At 67.3% G+C, this 13,909-nt stretch carries 16 protein-coding genes; 4 read left to right on the top strand and 12 right to left on the bottom strand.

The window, feature by feature from the left end; translation table 11 throughout:
* Positions 1 to 9: 9 nt before the first annotated feature.
* Complete coding sequence (locus AC1RP5_RS09275) at positions 10 to 1,293, bottom strand: MFS transporter (protein ID WP_493110348.1); 1,284 nt, start codon at positions 1,291 to 1,293, stop codon at positions 10 to 12.
* Between the two features lie 134 nt (positions 1,294 to 1,427).
* Between AC1RP5_RS09275 and AC1RP5_RS09270 the strand changes: the two genes are divergently transcribed.
* Positions 1,428 to 1,733, top strand: a complete 306-nt coding sequence (locus AC1RP5_RS09270; RefSeq protein WP_493110347.1) for a hypothetical protein — start codon at positions 1,428 to 1,430, stop codon at positions 1,731 to 1,733.
* Positions 1,734 to 1,737: 4 nt separating this feature from the next.
* Here the strand turns inward: AC1RP5_RS09270 and AC1RP5_RS09265 are convergent, their stop codons facing one another.
* Positions 1,738 to 1,938: a hypothetical protein gene (locus tag AC1RP5_RS09265; protein ID WP_493110346.1), complete on the bottom strand. Its 201-nt coding sequence runs from the start codon at positions 1,936 to 1,938 to the stop codon at positions 1,738 to 1,740.
* Between the two features lie 61 nt (positions 1,939 to 1,999).
* Here AC1RP5_RS09265 and AC1RP5_RS09260 point away from each other — a divergent pair, with 61 nt between their 5' ends.
* Positions 2,000 to 2,914, top strand: coding sequence for a hypothetical protein (locus AC1RP5_RS09260; RefSeq protein WP_493110345.1), 915 nt, complete (start codon positions 2,000 to 2,002; stop codon positions 2,912 to 2,914).
* A gap of 17 nt (positions 2,915 to 2,931) precedes the next feature.
* Here AC1RP5_RS09260 and AC1RP5_RS09255 read toward each other — a convergent pair whose 3' ends face one another.
* Positions 2,932 to 4,383, bottom strand: a complete 1,452-nt coding sequence (locus AC1RP5_RS09255; RefSeq protein WP_493110344.1) for an MFS transporter — start codon at positions 4,381 to 4,383, stop codon at positions 2,932 to 2,934.
* Between the two features lie 330 nt (positions 4,384 to 4,713).
* Here AC1RP5_RS09255 and AC1RP5_RS09250 point away from each other — a divergent pair, with 330 nt between their 5' ends.
* On the top strand, positions 4,714 to 5,988 hold the full coding sequence (locus AC1RP5_RS09250) for an MFS transporter (protein ID WP_493110343.1): 1,275 nt from the start codon (positions 4,714 to 4,716) through the stop codon (positions 5,986 to 5,988).
* Between the two features lie 3 nt (positions 5,989 to 5,991).
* Here the strand turns inward: AC1RP5_RS09250 and AC1RP5_RS09245 are convergent, their stop codons facing one another.
* The 4 genes from AC1RP5_RS09245 to AC1RP5_RS09230 all read right to left on the bottom strand — a co-directional run bounded on the left by AC1RP5_RS09245 (position 5,992) and on the right by AC1RP5_RS09230 (position 9,385).
* Complete coding sequence (locus AC1RP5_RS09245) at positions 5,992 to 7,047, bottom strand: BMP family ABC transporter substrate-binding protein (protein ID WP_493110342.1); 1,056 nt, start codon at positions 7,045 to 7,047, stop codon at positions 5,992 to 5,994.
* 64 nt (positions 7,048 to 7,111) lie between these two features.
* Complete coding sequence (locus AC1RP5_RS09240; RefSeq protein ID WP_493110341.1) at positions 7,112 to 7,474, bottom strand: hypothetical protein; 363 nt, start codon at positions 7,472 to 7,474, stop codon at positions 7,112 to 7,114.
* Positions 7,475 to 7,556: 82 nt separating this feature from the next.
* Positions 7,557 to 8,075 (bottom strand): DUF1993 domain-containing protein, encoded by a 519-nt coding sequence (locus AC1RP5_RS09235; RefSeq protein WP_493110340.1) that lies wholly within the window; start codon positions 8,073 to 8,075, stop codon positions 7,557 to 7,559.
* Between the two features lie 161 nt (positions 8,076 to 8,236).
* Positions 8,237 to 9,385, bottom strand: a complete 1,149-nt coding sequence (locus AC1RP5_RS09230) for an aromatic ring-hydroxylating oxygenase subunit alpha (RefSeq protein ID WP_493110339.1) — start codon at positions 9,383 to 9,385, stop codon at positions 8,237 to 8,239.
* Positions 9,386 to 9,485: 100 nt separating this feature from the next.
* Between AC1RP5_RS09230 and AC1RP5_RS09225 the strand changes: the two genes are divergently transcribed.
* Entirely contained in the window at positions 9,486 to 10,256 is a 771-nt protein-coding gene (locus tag AC1RP5_RS09225; protein WP_493110338.1) for a bestrophin-like domain, read from the top strand.
* A 7-nt stretch (positions 10,257 to 10,263) separates the two neighbouring features.
* Here the strand turns inward: AC1RP5_RS09225 and AC1RP5_RS09220 are convergent, their stop codons facing one another.
* The 5 genes from AC1RP5_RS09220 to AC1RP5_RS09200 form a co-directional block, all read right to left on the bottom strand.
* Positions 10,264 to 10,617, bottom strand: a complete 354-nt coding sequence (locus tag AC1RP5_RS09220) for a bleomycin resistance protein (protein ID WP_493110337.1) — start codon at positions 10,615 to 10,617, stop codon at positions 10,264 to 10,266.
* Positions 10,618 to 10,664: 47 nt separating this feature from the next.
* Positions 10,665 to 10,895, bottom strand: coding sequence for a hypothetical protein (locus tag AC1RP5_RS09215; RefSeq protein ID WP_493110336.1), 231 nt, complete (start codon positions 10,893 to 10,895; stop codon positions 10,665 to 10,667).
* Between the two features lie 145 nt (positions 10,896 to 11,040).
* Positions 11,041 to 11,766 (bottom strand): phosphoadenylyl-sulfate reductase, encoded by a 726-nt coding sequence (locus AC1RP5_RS09210; protein WP_493110335.1) that lies wholly within the window; start codon positions 11,764 to 11,766, stop codon positions 11,041 to 11,043.
* A gap of 277 nt (positions 11,767 to 12,043) precedes the next feature.
* Positions 12,044 to 12,346: a hypothetical protein gene (locus AC1RP5_RS09205; protein WP_493110334.1), complete on the bottom strand. Its 303-nt coding sequence runs from the start codon at positions 12,344 to 12,346 to the stop codon at positions 12,044 to 12,046.
* Positions 12,347 to 12,626: 280 nt separating this feature from the next.
* Complete coding sequence (locus AC1RP5_RS09200) at positions 12,627 to 13,904, bottom strand: hypothetical protein (protein ID WP_493110333.1); 1,278 nt, start codon at positions 13,902 to 13,904, stop codon at positions 12,627 to 12,629.
* Positions 13,905 to 13,909 lie beyond the last annotated feature (5 nt).

The following is a 13,909-nucleotide window of genomic DNA, read 5'->3' as shown; positions in this document are numbered from 1 at the left end:
GGCGTCGACCTAAACGGCTTTGGCCTTTGGCCACGCCATCGTCCGGCGCGGGCCGTTCAGGCGGAAGATCAGGAATCCGATGATCAACAGGTTCAGCACATTGAACGCCACACCCGAGGCGAAGGCCGGGGCGTAATAGCCGTAGTGGTCGTAGAGCAGGCCGGCCCACCAGCTTCCAACGGCCATGCCGCTCATCGCCGTGAACAGGGTGAGCGGGATACGCCAGGAGGCTTCCGACGACGGGTAGAGGTCGCGGATGGTGACGGCGTAGGACGGGATGATGCCCGCGAAGCCGAGGCCAAAGGCGGCGGAGATGGCGAACAGGCCGGCCTCGCCTTGCGTGAACGAGAAGGCCGCGATGGTGACCGCCTGGAAGGCCGAGCCGGCCATGATCGTGCGCAGGCCACCGACCCGGTCGGCCAGTGCGCCCCAGGCCTGGCGCGCGAGGAAGGCTGCCGCCAGCATGATCGACAGCATGGTGGCGCTGCGCGTTGGCGTGATGCCCATGTCGCTGCAGAAGGCCACGAGATGGGCCTGCGGGATCGCCATCGGCATGCAGCAGCAGAAGCCCGCGATGCAGATCAGCAACTGCGCCAGATTGGGATGAAGCCCGGCGACGAGTCGCTTGCCTGTTGGCGTCGTGGTCGCGGTTTGCGTCGTAGCGGCGGCCGGCGTCTCGACCGGCGCCGCCGGCGGGGGCTTCAGGAAGAAGGTCGCCGGCAGGATCAGCGCCAGCACCACGCCGGCATAGGCCAGCATCACCGCCTGCCAGCCCCACGAGCTGATGCCGGCCTCGAAGATGGTCGGCCACAGCACGCCCGCCACGTATTGGCCGGAAGAGATCAGCGCGATCGCGGTGCCGCGGCGGCGGTCGAACCAGCGGCTGACATAGATCAGCAGCGGCGGGTAGACGCCGCCATTGCCCAAAAGGCCGAGCATCAGGCCGTGGCCGAGATAGAGCGCCCACAGGGTGCCGTGCGAGGAGAGCGCCAGCCCGCCCGCGATCATGCAGGCGCCGATGGCGACGGTGGCGCGCACGCCGATCCGGTCGGCCAGCCAGCCCATCAGGATGCCGCCCGCGCCGGTGCCGACCCAGGCGAGCGAGCCCGCCAGCACCAGCACCGAGCGTTCGAGGCCCAGCGCCTCCTGCATCGGCTTCAGGCCGACGACGATCAACAACGGCGAGCCGAACGACACGGAGAGGATCGCGAGCGTCAGCCACGCCGCCCGCCACGAGCGCGGGCCCTCGATGCTGCCGGTCTTCGGCGCAGCGCCATGCGGCGAGCCATCCATGTCGTTTCCCCCGAAAGGCTTCTCGTTGGCGCCCGGTGACTCCCGCGGCGCGATCGGCATAGTCTGCGGAGCGGCGGAGAATGGCTACGGCGACGGCTGCATGGCGGCTAGGCCGTCCGTGCGGGGAGAACGACATGCGCGAGCAACCCACGAGGACCGCGGGCCCGATCATCCGCTACGTGCCGGCGGGCTACCTGATCGCAAGCTTCCTTTATCGCGTGCTGGTGACGGCGCACGAATATCCCGGCCGCACCATGACCTACATCGACATGGCGCTCGATGCGCTGGTGATCGCCGGCGTGATCGCGATCCGCGCGCAGGTGCCCAAGACGCTGTTCTGGCTGGCCATGGTGGCCGGCATCGGCCTTTTCGCGATCCGCCTCAACGGCACGGCGAGCTGGTGGACCGGCCACCTCTTCTACGCGCTGTCGCCGCGCTGAGGCGCTACTTCGCGGTGAGACGGGCCAGCAGCGCGCCGATGGCGCCGCCGCCCAGAAGACCCGCCATCATGATCAGGTAGCGATCGAGCGTCGTGCCGTAATAGGCATACTGGAACACGGCCCAGGCGCCGATCGCCATACCGACGAAGGCGCCGGGCACGGCCCAGCGATACCAGCGCGGCCGCTCTCCCCACTTCACCCGCATCGACGCCTCCCTCTCCGGTGGCTTTGCATCAGACACCGCAAGCCGATAGGTGTCACGCGCCATGACGCCGACACCCGAAGCGACCTTCGACGAGCTGCCCGTGCCGCTGGCGCTGGGCTCGACCTTCTTCAGCCCGGCCATCGAGTCGGTGCGGAAATTCGCCTACGCCGTCGAGGACGAGAGCGGCTGGCTGGTCGGCGATCCGGCCGACGCGCTCGTCCATCCGCAGTTCCTGTCGACCTATATGTGGTGGCCCTCGGGCTTCTACCTGCGAGCGCCCGGCGAGATCGGCCATTTCGGATTGTTCCGCCAGCGCTACGGACACCTGATCGGCACGCCCTTCCTGCACGGCAAGTCGTCGGCGCGCTTCCTGCGCCCGTTCCGGCTCGGCCGGCCGATCCGTGCCGACGTCGAGCTGGTCGAGAAATATCGCACGCGCGGCCGCGACTTCATCGTGATGCGTGCGTCGTTCTTCGACGCCGACGAGAATGCGCTCGCCGTGTTCGACCATGGCTGCGCCATCCGCAGCGACCAGGTACAGCGCGCACCGTCCGCGACCCGGCCGCCTCCCGCGGCGCCGGTTGCGGGATCTCCCCTGCCGCCGCGCCGCATAGACCTGTCGCTGGAGAAGTCGCGCCTGTTCAGCCTGCCGGCCGAGAACTATCACACGCACGATCACCTCGCGCAGGCGATCGGCGCGCGGGTCGCGATCCCGGCGGCAATGATGTCGTTCGCCTATCTCTCGCGCTTCGCACAGGATGTCTTCGGCGACGAAGCCTGGATCGCGCGCGGAAAACTCGACGCGACCTTCACCCGCATGCTCCAGCGCGACGACGTGCTGAGCGTCGAGGGACATCGCGAGAGCGACACCAGGTTGAACCTCGCCCTCTACAACGCAAGCCGCGCGCCGGTGGCCGTGGCGACGGCCACCGTCGGGCCGGATCCTACTTCCGGGTCAGTCGATCGGAGTAGGTAAAGCAGGCGCCGTTGCGCTTACACCGACTCGGACAGGCTTCGTCTGTCGCTGCGCCGGAACGCCAGCGACGCGACGATGGCCACGAGGGCGAAGGCAGCCAGGACCAGCAGGCTGCCGGCCACCGCTTCGATGAAGGCAGCGCCCATGTGATCGGGTCCGGCGAGGCGCCCGAGCCGCCACGACAGCATCGAGGAGGCCGCCGAGACGCCGATGCAGCTTCCCAGCACGCGGCCGAGATTGACCAGTGCGCCGGCCGACGAGGCGTGGCCCGGTGGCGCGGCGTCTATCGTGGCGTGGCTGTTGGGCGCGAGAAACAGGCCGAGACCCATGCCGAACAGAGCCAGCGTGACGAGGCGCACGACCAGCCGGTCGGGCCCGAAGGCGATGGTGACGAGGCCGAGGATCGCCGCCAGGCAGAGCGCCATGCCGGCCGCGCTGACCCGCCGCGCGGTGAAGCGTTCGCCGAGCTGGGCGCCGAGCGGCGCGAACAGCCCCAGCAGGACCGGGATGGTGGCGAGTTTCAAACCGGCAACGTGCGCGCTGTTGTCGAGGCCCTTCACGAAGGCGAACGACATCAGGAACAGCATGCCGTAGAGCAGCGCATAGCCCATCACCACGCCGGTGAAGCCCGCCGCGAAGTCGCGCGTGCGGAACAGCTCGATATCGACAACGGGCCAGCGCGCCCTCTTCTCGCGCCACAGGAACAGCACGAGAAACAGGATCGACGCGCCGGCCGTCGCCAGCATGACGGGCGATGCGAGCGCCCAGACCGAGACCTGCGTCAGCGCCAGCATGCCGAGCCCCACCGCCGGCACCAGCAGCACCGCGCCCGCCAGATCGAAGGTCTCGTCGCTCTTGCGGTCGCTCTCGCGGCTGCGCGGCAGCACCAGCCAGCCCATTGCGAAGGCCAGAAGGCCGAACGGTACCGCGGCCCAGAAGATCCAGCGCCAGCCCAGCGCGTCGAGCAGGAAGCCGCCGACGATCGGCCCGGTGCTGACGCCCACCGCCTGCGCGGTGGTGAACCAGCCGATGGCGCGCGGGCGTTTGTCCGCCGGCACCGAGGTCACCAGGATGGTCATGCTGTTGGCGCCCAGAAGCCCGCCGCCGACGCCCTGCAGCGCACGTAACGCGACGAGCTGTTCCAAAGACGTCGCCCAGCCGCATAGCAGCGACGCCACCGTGAACAGCGCGAAGCCCACGAGATAGGGCAGCTTCCGCCCCATCATCTCCGAGACGCGGCCCGACACCGCGAGGCTGCAGGCGAAGGCCAGCAGATAGGCGATGGCGACCCAGCGCACGTCGTCGACCCTGACATCGAAGCCCTGCGCCAGCGCCGGCAAGGCAAGTTGCACGATGCTCGCGTCGAGCTGCCCGATGAACGCGCCCGCACAGGTGATGCCGACGACCAGCCAGGGATGGATCGGCAGTCGTTCGAGGAAACGGAGAGGCGGCGGTTCGAGCGTACGCATGGATGAAGAGTGTGTAGCTGTCCGGTGCGGTGCCGAGGAAGGAGCCGGATGGCCGCATCCGAGGAAGGGTCCTTCGCTGCGCTCAGGATGACAAAGGTATTGCAATCATCGCAGTGCGCCGAACGCCCCACCGCTGTCATCCTGAGCGAAGCGCCGAAGGCGCGTAGTCGAAGGACCTTTTTTTTGCGCCGACGACGGCTCTTTTACTCCGGCGGGCGGAACATCGTGATTGCAGTGCTCATGTCCTGCCGATAGCACTGTTCCCAACACAAACGCACCACCGGCTCCGCCGGCTGAGAAAGCGGGAATGGGAAACAGAGGGAACGCCTGATGTCGCCAGCGATCCGGCGGCAGGCGATGATCATCGTGGCGACGCTGGCGACGGCCTATGTCGCGAGCCACTTCTTCCGCGCGGCCAATGTCACGATCGGGCTCGACCTGATGCGCGACCTCGGCATCGGTCCGGAGGCGCTGGGCGCGCTGACCGGCGCGTTCTTCTTCGGCTTCTCGGCGATGCAGATACCTTGCGGCTTCCTGTTCGATCGCTACGGGCCGCGCCGCACGGTGACCGGCATGCTGGTCGTCGCGGTGATCGGCGCCACGCTGTTCACGCTGGCGCCGGGCTGGCCGCAATTGCTGGCCGGGCGCGCGCTGATGGGCGCGGGCTTCGGCGTGATGCTGATCGGCAGCATGGTGGTGATCTCGCGCTGGTTCCCGCCCGACCGGTTCGCCACGCTCGCGGGCGTCGTCCTCTCCGTGGGCCTTTTGGGCAATCTTCTGGCCACCACGCCGCTCGCCTGGGGCACCGGCGAAATCGGCTGGCGCGGCGTGTTCGCGATCATGGTGGCCTTCACCGCGCTGGCCGCACTTGGCGTCTGGGTGATCGTGCGCGACGCGCCGCCGGGCCATCCCTTCCTCGAACGCAAGACCGAGACGGCGGCCGAGATGATGCGCGGCCTCGGCGAAGTGCTGCGCAATCCGCAGCTCAAGTTCATCCTCGCGCTCAATTTCTGCAACTACGCCTGCACCTTCACCGTGCAGGGCCTGTGGGGCGGCCCGTTCCTGCGCGAAGTCCATGGCCTCACGCGGGTCGAGTCGGGCAACGTGCTGCTGGTCGCGGTGATCGCCTACCAGATCGGCATGCTGACCATCAGCCCGCTCGACCGCGTGTTCGACACGCGCAAGCGCATCGCAATCGCCGGGACCGTGCTGATCGCCGCGATCCTCGCGACGCTCGCGCTGTGGGGCAACGCGCCGCTCTGGGTCGCAATGGCGGCCATCATCGGCATCGGCTTCCTCAGCGCCTCGAGCACCATGGTGATGACCCACGGGCGCGGCATCTTCCCCGACCGGCTGATCGGGCGCGGCATCGCCACCATGAACACCTCGGTGATGCTGGGCGTCGCCTGCATGCAGACCCTGTCGGGCGTGATCGTCGGCGCCTTCACGCCGCTGCCCGACGGCGCGCGCTCGGAGGAAGCTTATCGCACGCTGTTCGGGTTCATGGTCGCGGTGCTGCTGGTCGCGCTCACCGTCTACAGCCGTTCGAAGGACGTCCGCCCCAGCGACGAGCTGCGCGCAAGACAGGCGGCACTGAAACCCTGACCGTCAGCGGATCGATCCAACGACACCGTCGAGCAGGTAATCCGTGGTCTGCAGGGCATCGTCGTAGGGACCGAGGACGGCACCGGCCGGCACGACGCGCCTGCCGGCATTGTCGTCGAGCGGCCCGGTGAAGATCGGCATTCCCTTTTTCATCTCGGCAATCGCGCGCGTGGCGACGTCGATGGCGGCAGGCCCCGCCCCGGCGCCGAACGGGCTGGAGCGGATATAGTCCCTGTCGTAGCCGCCAGTCACGAAGGCCGGCAGTGCACCGCCGGCACGGCGCGCCTCGACGAAGCCGCGGAACATCGCTGTCCAGTGATAGTCGGCACCGGTGATGTAGCCCCGGGGCGCCAGCGGCGCCTGGTCGAAGGCGTGGCCGCAGGTCCGCACGCCACGGCTCTCCGCCGTGGCGATGACGGGCTTCGGCGCATCGAGATGGCAGGTGACGACATCGCAGCCCGCATCGATCAGCGCATTGGTCGCCGCCGCATCGCGCGCCTCATCCTCCCAGCCGTCGGTGAAGGTGACGTGCACCCGCACCTGCGGATTGGTGCGGCGCGCGCCCAGCAGGAACGAATTGACGTTCAGCAGCACGGCGGCGAACGGCAGGCCGGCCACGAAGCCCAGCCTGTTGCTGCGCGTGCTGAGGCCCGCCGCGACACCGTTCACATAGTGGCCCTGGTTGATCAGCGCGTTCTGGCTGCCGAGGTTCGCTGGGACCTTCGTCAGAGAAAGCAGCGAGGCTTCGCGGAACGCGACGCCGGGATGGCGGAGCGCCGCGGCTTGCAGGAAGGGATCGTCGCCGAACGAGGTCGAGAAGACGAGGCCGGCGCCGCTCGCGACCAGCCCGTCGATCGCCTTTGCGTACGCCAGGGTCTCGGCATTCTCCTGGCCGCTGCCATAGTCGGTGCTCTCGGGCAGGTACGGCGCCTCGACCAGCGTCACGCCCCGTTGCCGCGCGAGCTCGGCCGCCGCGACGACGTGCGACTGGTTCCAACCCCAGTCGAGGCGCGGGCCGATATAGACGAAGCCGACAGTGAGGTCGGCCGCTTGCGCCATGCAGCCGCCGCTGAAAGGCGACGCAAGCGCCGCGGCGCCTAGAAACGCACGCCGCTTCATCGTCCTAGAGCGGCCGGCAGTTCAGCGCGACGATCTGCATCGAGCGCCCGGCCTTGCCGTCGCAGCCCAGCCGCTTGCCCTTCTCGTAGAACGGCGGATCGAAGAAATAGGCGAAGTCGTCCGTGTCCTGCGCGTCGATGATCCGGTAGAGCTTGTAGGGACCGCTGCGGCAGATCACCTGCCGACTGTCGACGAAGAGCCGCGCCGGCAGCACCAGCACATATTCGACATTCGGATCGGCCGCGCAGAATTTCTCTTGCAGTTCGGCATGATCCCGCGCCTCGATGATCGACGCACGCTGCGCCATCGCAGGTTCCACGAGCGCCAGCAGGCCGGCCGTAACGGCCACGAAGACAGATCGCTTCACCACGCTCCCCCGAGGCTCTGCAATTCGCAGTGTGCCGGAAGGTGCGTGATGAAGCCAGTTGCCTGTTCTCTCTGTCGGGACCTTACGCCGGGTCGCGATAGGGCATGGCGCCCAGGTAGTTACGCTTGCCGACCGGCACGCCGTTGTGGCGCAGGATCGCGTAGGTCGTCGTGACGTGGAAATAGAAGTTCGGGATGACGTGCTGGACGAAGAATTCCTCGCCCGACAGCGACTTGCCGTTCCAGCGCGGCTGGGTGATCCGCCGCTCGGCCGCCTGCGCGAACGCGTCGGCCTTGAAGGTCTTCAGATAGGCGACGGTGCCCTCGATGCGCGCCTTGACCTCGGCCAGCGTCGCCTCGGTATCGGCGTTGACGGGCGCGTCCTTCTCCGTGCCGGCCAGGCGCGCGGCGCCGAGCTTGGCGGTATCGCAGGCGGTCTGGACCTGCTGGATCAGGTTGAATTGATCGGGCGACAGACGCGATTGCAGCAGGACGGAAACATCGAACTTCTTCTCGGCGGCATACTTCTCGGCCTCGGTGAGGATGGCGAGAAGATTGCCCAGCATCTTGCTGAACTGGCCGACGACGATTGTGTGGATCATATGAACCTCGGTTGGAGTGGTGGTTTGACCCCAGCCCCTACGCGATTCCAACGGCGACCGCCATAGCTGCGCATGTTCCTCTCCCCCGCTAGGGGGAGAGGTTAGGTGAGGGGGTTACAGGCGGTGAGAGTGTGCGTCGCCCCCTCACCCAGCCTCTCCCCCTAGCGGGGGAGAGGAGTCCGAGCCTTCAGCATCTCCACATGCTCCGTGAGATGGCGATGGAAGTGGCCGATCGCCTGCTCGTAGTGGCCGAAGGTGAAATGCGTGTTCGCGCCCGACGCCAAACCGAGCTGGATCTCCGTCGCGGCGTGCCGGTCTTCCAGAATGCCGCTCTCCTGCACGAAGTTCGCATCCTTGCGCGCCTGCTCGATGTCGAGCGGCTTGCCGTTCTTGATGCGTGGCGCGAGCTGGTAGACGACCCAGTGCGTCTCCGAAGGCGAGACCGGCTCGAGGATGATCAGGATGGCGTGGCTCGACAGCACGCTGACATGGGTGTTGGGAAAGAGCTGGTGCACGTCGGTGATGCGCCCCTGCGTGCTCCATTCCTCGCGCGGCATCGCTCGCAGCTTCTCGATGCGGCGGAACGGAAAGACGATGCGCGAATTGCGGCCGTGCAGCTCGACGACGTTGAGATTGTCGTAGCCGTAGGGGAAGAACGACTGATTGTGCAGCGCCTTGATGTGGTAGCCCTCCATCGAGGTCTCGCCCAGCACCTTCCAGTTCGCCTTGTCGTCGAACTCGATCTTGTTGAAGAGCACGTAGTCGTCGGTCAGCACCTCAGGCAGGTCTCCGAGCGGGCCGTCCGACAAGGGCTCGTCCTGCGTCACGAAGACGATGCCGTTCCTCTCCTGCACCGAAGCGACCGGCACCAGCCCGTGCGCCTCCTTGTCGAGGCCGGGAAAGCCGTCCTCACCCGGGATGTGGCGCAGTGAGCCGTCGAGCCCGTAGGTCCAGGCATGATAGGGGCAGGCGAAGGCGCGCTTGCAGCCCTCGCCCTCCTCCAGCTTCATGCCGCGATGGCGGCAGGCGTTGCGGAAGCCGCGCACCACGCCGTCGGTGCCGCGCACGACCAGCAGCGGCGTGCCGACCGTCGTGCGCGCGATGTAGGAGCCCGGCTCGGACAGTGCCGCCGACGGGCAGAAGGCCATCGGCACGCGGCGCAACACCGCGATCTCGGCCGCAAAGCGCTCGGGAGAATGATAGTTCTCGACCGGCTCGCGCCAGACCACCGTGCCCTTGTCGGTCGTCTTGCCGTCGATATGCGCCAGGATGCGGTCGATCAGGTCGGTCTCGTTCAACAGCGCAGCCATCTTCGTTCCCTCTGCAATCCGGCGCGCCGATACTAGGTCCCGCCCCTCCGCGCGCGCAACAAAAGCGCGAGCCGCGCTGCGAGACCTGCTATCAGGTGGGATGGTCGATCTGTCGTACACGTTCATCTGTGCGCTGGCGTTCGTCGCAATGTTCGGCGGCGGACTGATCGGCCTCTTCCTCTCGCGCGCCCTTCCCCGCCATCACCTCAGCAAGGAATCGGGCGATGTCGTCAAACTGTCGGCGGCCATCGTCGCCTCGCTCACATCGCTGGTGCTGGCGCTGATGCTGTCGTCGGCCAACAGCGCCTATTCGGTGAACGCCGGCATCGTGACCAAGCTCGGCTCCGACATCGTGCAGCTCGACCACATGCTGCGCGCCTACGGGCCCGAGGCCGACGCCGCGCGCAATCGCCTGCGCGACTATGCCGGCCACAAGCAGACCGAGCTGTTCCCACCCACCAGGAACGATGTGCGCGGCACGCGTGGCACCGCCGACCTTCTCGATGCGCTGCTGGGCGAAGTCCTGTCGCTCTCGTTGCCCGACCGACGCCACACGGCACTCGCGACTCAGGCGCTCACCATCACCAACCAGATCTACGCCGAGCGCTGGCTGCTCTGGGAGAACCCCGGCACGACGGTGCCGACGCAGTTCCTGTTCGTGCTGATCTTCTGGCTGTTCCTGGTGTTCGTGAGTTTCGGCGTGTTCGCACCGCCCAACCTCACGGTGGTCGCGAGCCTCGGCCTCTCCTCGCTCGCGGTCACCGGGGCGATCTTCCTGATCCTGCAGCTCGGCGACCCCATGCATCACAGCTGGCTGCAAATCTCCGGCGAGCCGCTGCAGCGTGCACTGGACGAGATCGGCCGGCCCTAGCCGCGCCTCACCACTCGCCGCAGCCGAACTTGAGCAGGTTGCCGTGCGGGTCGTGGATGTAGAACTCCTTCATGTTCCACGGCCGCACTTCGAACGGCGACAGGCGCGGCACGCTGAGCGCCGCGAACTCGGCATGCAGGGCGCCAACCTGGCCGCCACGGATGTAGCAGGACGTATTCTGGGGGAACTTCGGATCGTCGGTCTTCCAGAAATGGAGCTCCATCTCGTCGCGCTTGACGATCAGGTAGTTCACATCCTCGTAGCCGACGGTGAAGCCGAGCTTCTTCGTATAGAAGGCGCTGGTCTCGGCGATGTCGAGCGAGGCGAGGATCGGGATGGTGCGTGCGTAATCGACGGTCATGCACCAACCCTGAAGGTTGGCCCCTCAGCGCGTCAAATGACGAAAGCTCAGGGCGCCCCTTGTCCTAGCATCACGCTGTGGGATGGCCGGCCGCCGATGGAAAGCCAGCCCTTGGCGGCCGCGAAGGCGACGGCGGCATCGACCGCCGATGGCTTCTCGTCGCCCAGCTCCCGCTGCACCAGTTCGAGACCGATCCAGGTCTCACGGTCGCTGCGGACGCCGCGTACGGCGCGACAGACACGAACGGCCAGATCGTAGATCGTCTGTTTCCGTTCCATGACTTGACCTCCAACGCTGCCATTCACACGGTTTGCGCCGTTCTTAACTCCCGAGAGGGCCAACGGTTCCCCGGCCCATTCTTGTAGATAGGACACGATGGCTGCATCGACCGCCCGTCCCGCGAAAGGCGGGGATCGACCCCTCTCACTTGCCGAACTGGAAGGCCGTGGCGAGAGCATCCGAAGGGCGATGGATGCCGCACTCGGTCTTCTCGAGTCCGCGCCACCGGCCCGCGCGCGGGTCCTCGCCCGGCCGGATGGCCGAGGTGCAGGGCGCGCAGCCGATCGAGGGATAGCCGTGCGCCGCCAGCGGATGCTCCGGCAGGCCGTGGCGTTCGGCATGGGCGTCGATCTCGGCTTGGGTCCAGCGCGCCAGCGGATTGATCTTGGCCTGCACGCCATCGACCTCGAACACGGCAAGCTCGCTGCGCGTCGTGGCCTGGAAGCGCTTGCGGCCGGTGATCCAGGCATCGAAGCCCGACAGCGCACGCTGCAGCGGCTCGATCTTGCGGAAGGCGCAGCAGCCGTCGGGATCCCAGGTGGCGCGGCTCAGATCGGCATCGCGGCGCGCCACTTCCTCGGCCGACGGACCGACACTGCGCACGTCCAACAGGCCGAGATGGCGCACCAGACGATCGCGATGTTGGAGCGTCTCGGGAAAGTGGCGGCCGGTATCGACGAACAGCACCGGCGTCGCACGATCGACCTCCGCCACCAGGTGCAGCAGGACACTCGAGTCCGCGCCGAACGACGAGACGACGGCGATGCGGCCGGTGAAGACCTCGCCCAGGACCGCCTCCAGGATGCGCGAGGGTGACGTTCCGTCGAAGCGACGCCTCAGGTCGACGACATGTTCTGCTGAAGTCGGCATGGTTCCACTCATCCGGTCCCGAAGGACCGGCCAGGTCTCTTGAAAATGTCTCGGGGAAGTCCGGCTCAGCTGAGCCGGCAATCGATGCGGTATATGCCGCGTCAACAGATCGTATGATTCCGAAGAAGGACCGAGGTCATCGCTGTCTCACTTTCGACGCTCCAGAAATGCGCCCGGAGACGTCGCGGAACAATGGTTTGCTTTGTCGAACTTGGCGCGAAACGCAGCAGGATCTCCCCGCTGCGACGATGCCTCGCGAATGTGTCTTGCTCCGCGCTTAGTACTGGTCCGCTTCCTCGATGGCGTGGGCCAGGTCGCGTTCGACTTCGCCGGTGAGATCCCCCAGCGTGTCGCTGACGCGGGCCATCGCCTCGTCGACGTCGTGGCTCAGCACGTCGAACTCGTTGGCCAACCGGTCGAGCACGGCGCGGATATCGACCTTCGCCCTGAGCTCCGCCCGCCGCAGCGCGTCGAGCTGGTCGCGCGCATCCGGCGCGCTGGTGAAAAGCCGCGCCCACTCGGCAAGTATCGACAAGGGCGCACCCGGAAGGGCCGCGAGCACGTGTCGTCCAATGCTCATGATATTCTCCAAATGATTGTCTTTGGGAACGTGACGGCCCGACAGGGGCCGATCGATGATGGAGGATGGGTCGTCATGCGGCGCTCGCGCCGCGCGCGATCAACAGGGGCGACAGCGACAGGAAGCGTGTGTGCGGGCCGAATGTGCGGGCAGGTCTGCGGGCATCATCATGACCTAAACGTGGCGGCGATGGCGGCAACAATCAATGAAACGAGTCCGTCGATTTGCGCGCTCGATGGAGCCAATCTTTTCTTCTCGTTCCGACGTTGCAGAATGAACCTTAGTGAAGAGTTCGGTTGGCGACCGGCGTCGTGGGACCCCACGCACTGCGCAGGACGTGCGCGATGGTATTGGCGGACGTCGCGGGGCGTGACTTCGGCGCGTGCCGGCGATCCGGATTGAAGCGTGCGACAGGCGTCGCGAACACCGTGGGCAGGATCAGGAAGCCCAGCATGTGGCCCGACTGCGTGATGATCGCGGGATCGGTGCGCAGGGCGACCGCGGTGGCGAGGCCGTCCTCTGCATTCGCCGTCCAGCCCAGCGCCTCGATCTCGTCGGCGGGGGCCCTGCTCCAGTCCGCCGTCCCCTCGATCAGCGCGAGCGCATCGGCATAGGCGTGCAGGCTGTAGCGTGACGGCTGCCGGCCGTCTGCTTCGACCAGGCGATGCAGCAACCGGATCTCGGCCGCGATCGCGGGAGCCAGCGTCGGATTGCCGAGCGCGATCGACGCCAGGCCGAACAGGGCATCGAAGATCTTGAACGGATGCCGCGCCGCCGCGAGCTGCGCGAGATAGTTCGGGATCACCGGCTCGCCGAACGCAGCGGCCGAGCGGGCGGCGCAGGCCGCCAGCCAGGTCGTGCGTTCGCGCAGCAGCGTGAAGGTCGGCGTCCAGTTGACCCAGTTGAACTGCCGCGCCATCTCGCCCAGCCACGGGCCGGCCGCGGCATCGGACGCGAGCAGGATGAATTGCGCGGCCGCATGCATGCGCTGCCAGTACTGGAACAACAGGCTCGTGCGCACCGGCGTGCCCGGCTCGGCGGGAACCACATGCGAGCGAAGCAGATCGAGCGTCACGGCGATGGACGCCGCGGTCTTGTAGGCCACCTGCTCGACCGCCGGCGCCCAGGGAAGCAAGGCATCGAATTGCCGGCGCGACGGCGTCTCCGCCGGGCCCAGCAACGGACGCACCAGCTTCGTCGCGTCGGCCAATGCCGTCGATTGCGTGAGGGCCGCGATCATGGCGCGGCCGATGGAGGGACCATTGGCTCGTAGAGTTTCAGGACCGACGAGGCCGATACCACTCGGTCTCTTCCGTTCGGCGATGACGCGGCTGCCCTCGACGGTCAGCCAGACACCCCGGTCGGGTTGGCTGACCGCGAACGAAGCACCGGCCGGAACCCCGGCCAGGCCGCGCAGCATCTCGTTGAGGTCCCTGTCGCTGCCCATGGCCAGGGCCACGGCCAGCGTCCGCGCGATCTCGGTATCGACCGTCTGGTCGTCCAGGGTCTTCGCGCGGGCGCCGCGCCGGTCTCCCGCCCATTCCCTGCCGAGCGACAAGGCCC

It is taken from the genome of Reyranella sp. GW821-FHT12G01, from assembly GCF_058806575.1.
The sequence above is the reverse complement of the archived record's forward strand: the minus strand, read 5'-3'. Positions and strand labels throughout refer to the sequence as shown.

What these genes read in the sequence shown, in the direction of transcription:
- AC1RP5_RS09275 (WP_493110348.1), bottom strand. Translation starts at nt 1,293, where the DNA reads ATGGATGGCTCGCCGCATGGCGCTGCGCCGAAGACCGGCAGCATCGAG.
- AC1RP5_RS09270 (WP_493110347.1), top strand. Translation starts at nt 1,428, where the DNA reads ATGCGCGAGCAACCCACGAGGACCGCGGGCCCGATCATCCGCTACGTG.
- AC1RP5_RS09265 (WP_493110346.1), bottom strand. Translation starts at nt 1,938, where the DNA reads ATGCGGGTGAAGTGGGGAGAGCGGCCGCGCTGGTATCGCTGGGCCGTG.
- AC1RP5_RS09260 (WP_493110345.1), top strand. Translation starts at nt 2,000, where the DNA reads ATGACGCCGACACCCGAAGCGACCTTCGACGAGCTGCCCGTGCCGCTG.
- AC1RP5_RS09255 (WP_493110344.1), bottom strand. Translation starts at nt 4,383, where the DNA reads ATGCGTACGCTCGAACCGCCGCCTCTCCGTTTCCTCGAACGACTGCCG.
- AC1RP5_RS09250 (WP_493110343.1), top strand. Translation starts at nt 4,714, where the DNA reads ATGTCGCCAGCGATCCGGCGGCAGGCGATGATCATCGTGGCGACGCTG.
- AC1RP5_RS09245 (WP_493110342.1), bottom strand. Translation starts at nt 7,047, where the DNA reads ATGGCGCAAGCGGCCGACCTCACTGTCGGCTTCGTCTATATCGGCCCG.
- AC1RP5_RS09235 (WP_493110340.1), bottom strand. Translation starts at nt 8,075, where the DNA reads ATGATCCACACAATCGTCGTCGGCCAGTTCAGCAAGATGCTGGGCAAT.
- AC1RP5_RS09230 (WP_493110339.1), bottom strand. Translation starts at nt 9,385, where the DNA reads ATGGCTGCGCTGTTGAACGAGACCGACCTGATCGACCGCATCCTGGCG.
- AC1RP5_RS09225 (WP_493110338.1), top strand. Translation starts at nt 9,486, where the DNA reads ATGGTCGATCTGTCGTACACGTTCATCTGTGCGCTGGCGTTCGTCGCA.
- AC1RP5_RS09220 (WP_493110337.1), bottom strand. Translation starts at nt 10,617, where the DNA reads ATGACCGTCGATTACGCACGCACCATCCCGATCCTCGCCTCGCTCGAC.
- AC1RP5_RS09215 (WP_493110336.1), bottom strand. Translation starts at nt 10,895, where the DNA reads ATGGAACGGAAACAGACGATCTACGATCTGGCCGTTCGTGTCTGTCGC.
- AC1RP5_RS09210 (WP_493110335.1), bottom strand. Translation starts at nt 11,766, where the DNA reads ATGCCGACTTCAGCAGAACATGTCGTCGACCTGAGGCGTCGCTTCGAC.
- AC1RP5_RS09205 (WP_493110334.1), bottom strand. Translation starts at nt 12,346, where the DNA reads ATGAGCATTGGACGACACGTGCTCGCGGCCCTTCCGGGTGCGCCCTTG.